Consider the following 3,465-nt stretch of genomic DNA (forward strand, 5'->3'; position numbering starts at 1 on the left):
GGCTGCCCGGCCCGCCGAGCGCGGCCTCGGCCGGGTCGCCGGGGATCAGCTGCAGCGCGAGGAAGGCGAGCGTCGCGACCGCGAGCAGCACGGTGACCGCACCGAGGATCCGCGAGAGGATCCATCGGGCGGTCCCGTGGGTGCGCATGCCGGACGCTCGCCGTGCCCGAGCGGGCTACTCGTCCCCGGCACCGGCGACGACGCCACCCAGCCAGGGAGTGTTCACGGTGGGGAGCGCACGGAACTGCGCGAGATCGGCTCGGTACAGGAAGTGGTTCTGCTGGTCGTAGACCGGCAGGATCAGGGCCTCCGCCGCGATCCGATCCTGCGCCTCGGCCGCGGCCTCCGCGCGGGCCTCGAGATCCTGCTCCGCGCCGATCGCGTCGAGCAGCTCGTCGAGCTCCGGATCCTGCACCATGGAGTGGTTGGCGAAGTACCCGGAGGGGGCGGGCACCGTGGCGTCGCTGTGGAAGAGGAAGCGCAGCACGTCGGGGCCGATCTTCGTGTACGGGGCGCTGACCAGCTCGTACTCGTGCGCGCCGAGGGCGCCGTACCAGCTGCCGAGATCGAGCAGCGAGATCTGCACGTCGAAGCCGATCTCTCCGGCACCCGCCTGGAGCTGCTCGAAGAGCGCCTGCTCGGCCTGCGTCGACTGCGCGCCGGTGACGGGGAAGCGGACGGTGAGCCGTTCGCCGGACTTCAGGCGCACGCCGTCCTCGTCCCGCTCGGTCCAGCCGGCCTCGTCGAGCAGCTCGTTCGCGCGCTCAGGATCGTACGCGTAGGCGTCGGGGGACTGCACGGCGAGCGGCTCGACGCTCGAGAGCGCCGAGTAGGAACGCGGCGCGGTGCCTTCGAAGAGCGATTCGATGCCCGCATTGACGTCGGTCGAGGCGATGAACGCCTGGCGCACGCGGATATCGTCGAACGGGGCCTGCCCGCTGTTCAGCTCGATGCGGTTGCTGGCACCGGGCCGCGGCGCGTCGAGGTGCGCCAGATCGTCGCTCTGCTCAGCGGTGGTGATCTGCTCGGGCAGGGGGTTGTCGATCACGTCGACGTCGCCGCTCTGGAGCGCGGCGAAGCGGGTGGTCGCGTCCGGGATGAAGCGCCAGACGACCGTGGTCGCGGCCTCGGCGGCGGGCGCGTCGATCCCGGTCGGGGATGTCGTGTAAGCGGGATTGCGCTCGAGCGTGATGCGATCCTGCTTCACCCACTCGGCCACGGCGAACGGGCCGGAGCCGATCGGGGCGAGGCAGTTCGCGTCCATCCCGCGCTCGATCCCGGCCGGGGACTGGATCGCGGTCCACGGCTGCGCGAGCGACTCGAGGAGCGCGGCGTCGGGGCGGGTGAGGTGGAAGCGGGCGACGGTCGGGCTGACGACCTCGACCTCCGCCACCTGCTGCACGGCGAGGTAGCCCGTGGACGAGGCGGTCTCAGGATCCTGCAGATGCTCGATGTTCGCCTTGATCGCAGCGGCGTCGACCGGAGTGCCGTCGCTGAACTTCGCATTCTCGTCGAGCGTGAAGTCCCAGCTCAGGCCGTCGTCGCCCGACTCCCAGGAGGTGGCGAGCCAGGGCACGATCGCGCCGCTCTCGTCGAGGGACACGAGCGACTCGAGCACCTGGGTCGCGAGCAGCGCCTGCGGGAAGTTGCCGCCGACGTGCGGGTCGAGGCAGTCCGGCTCGGCATCGCCGGTCGCGTAGACGATCGTGCTCCGGGCCGCGGTTCCCGCGTCGCCGGGCCCGGAATCGGAGGTGCAGGCGGCGAGAGGGAGGACGAGGGTCAGGGCGGCGGCTCCGGCGAGCCAGGCGGTGCGGACGGGTGTGCGGTGGGTCTCAAGTATCACGAGCAGCCATCCTATATTATTAGACTCAGTCTAATAAAACCGAGCGAAGGATCCCGCATGCCGACATCACGGGGCAGACCCCGCCTGGCCTCGCCGGAACTGCTGCAGGAGGCCGCGTTCGAGCTGTTCCAGCTGCGCGGATACCGCGGCACCAGCGTCGAGCAGATCGCGAAGACCGCGGGCTTCAGCCGGGCGACCTTCTTCAACTTCTTCTCGTCGAAGGCGGAGCTGTTCTGGGTCGAGACGGACGCGCTGATCGACGCGCTGCACGCGTACCTCGAGCGACGAGCGGAGACATCCGACCCGCCGGCGCTGCGGGACGCGCTGCTCGAATACGCCGACACCGTGAGCAGCGCGGAGATCCCCTGGGCGCTGCAGCACGCTCGTCTCCTGGACGCGCCGGACGACCTCATCGCCAGCGGAGCGAGCCGTGTGCTCGGTCTCGACCGGCTGTTCCTCGACTACCTCGGCAGGAGCTCTCCCGAGGCGGATCCCCTTCGCCTACGGGGCGAGGCCGCGTCGGTCGCGGCGCAACTGCTCGTCGGCGTGCTCGATTGGATCGATGCGGGCGTGGAGCGTCGCACGCTTCGGGAGCACCTGAGCCGGGTGCTGTGAACGGATCCGAGGGCGCCGGATGCGGGGTGCCGGATGCAGGGTGCAGGTCCCGAGCACAGGATGCACAGCGCGGATCCGCAGTGCGGATCCGGAGCGCGGCATGCGCAGTGCCGTGCCGGTGCGAGGGAGCACGCGCGTGCTCGGCACCCCCGCCGAGCCTCTAAGCTGGCATCCATGGCGATTCTCCCCATCGTGATCAGCGGCGAGCCGGTGCTGCACCGCCGCGCCGAGCCCGTGACCGAGTTCGACGCCGCGCTGCGCGCACTGGTCGATGACATGTTCGAGACCTGCGAGGCAGCGCCCGGCGTCGGCCTCGCCGCGCCTCAGGTGGGTGTCGGCAAGCGGATCTTCGTGTGGATGTACGAGGACGAGGCGCACCCGGAGGTACCCGCACGCGGCGTCGCCGTCAACCCGACGCTCTGGATCGCCCCGCTCGAGCCCGGTCTGCCGGGCGATGAGGAGATCGAGGGGTGCCTCTCGTTCCCGGGAGAGCGCTTCGCCCTGCGCCGCTCACCGCGCGCCCTGCTGCGTGCGCAGGATCTGGACGGCGAGCACTTCGAGATCGAGGTCGACGGCTGGTTCGCGCGGATCATGCAGCACGAGTACGACCACCTCGACGGCCTGCTCTACGTCGATCGGCTGGTGCACCCGGAGAACCGCGGCGCGCAGAAGGCCGAACGCAGGAACGGGTGGGGGAGCCCCGGCCTCAGCTGGACGCCCGGCGTCGACGACCTCGAGGGCTGAGCTCCGCGGCTCCTCACCTCGCCGAAAGGCGAGAAATGGTCGAACTTTTCTTCACGGGCAGCCATTTTCCGCCTTTCGGTGGGTTGCAGCGCGAGGCTAAGGGGTGCAGCGCGACGCTCGGGGGCTGCAGTGCGTGGCACTGGGGATGCAGTGCGGGGCTCAGCGGGCGGCGGGCCCGAGCCGGCGCGAGTCGGGGACCGCGGCCCAGGCGATCATCGCCACGACCAGCAGCCCGGCCGAGAGCGCGAACGCCCAGCCGAAGC

General features: G+C 70.7%; 3 protein-coding genes and 1 pseudogene. 2 read left to right on the forward strand and 2 right to left on the reverse strand.

Annotation, left to right across the window (positions count from 1 at the left end; genetic code table 11):
• Together ACFPZL_RS11295 and ACFPZL_RS11300 are read right to left on the reverse strand one after the other, a co-directional pair.
• Nucleotides 1-148 (reverse strand): annotated as a pseudogene (locus ACFPZL_RS11295) (ABC transporter permease); the annotation flags it as partial.
• 27 nt (nucleotides 149-175) lie between these two features.
• The gene (locus ACFPZL_RS11300) at nucleotides 176-1,843 is read right to left on the reverse strand and encodes an ABC transporter substrate-binding protein (RefSeq protein WP_236022000.1); all 1,668 of its coding nucleotides are present in this window, start codon (nucleotides 1,841-1,843) and stop codon (nucleotides 176-178) included.
• Between the two features lie 57 nt (nucleotides 1,844-1,900).
• Between ACFPZL_RS11300 and ACFPZL_RS11305 the strand changes: the two genes are divergently transcribed.
• Both ACFPZL_RS11305 and def read left to right on the forward strand, forming a co-directional pair.
• A complete protein-coding gene (locus ACFPZL_RS11305; protein ID WP_218114840.1) occupies nucleotides 1,901-2,458 on the forward strand; it encodes a TetR/AcrR family transcriptional regulator in 558 nt (185 codons plus the stop codon).
• Between the two features lie 174 nt (nucleotides 2,459-2,632).
• Nucleotides 2,633-3,202 (forward strand): peptide deformylase, encoded by a 570-nt coding sequence (def, locus tag ACFPZL_RS11310; RefSeq protein WP_218114839.1) that lies wholly within the window; start codon nucleotides 2,633-2,635, stop codon nucleotides 3,200-3,202.
• Nucleotides 3,203-3,465: the final 263 nt, after the last annotated feature.

This window comes from Leucobacter soli (assembly GCF_042659205.1).
GTDB classification, from domain to species: Bacteria; Actinomycetota; Actinomycetes; order Actinomycetales; family Microbacteriaceae; genus Leucobacter; species Leucobacter soli.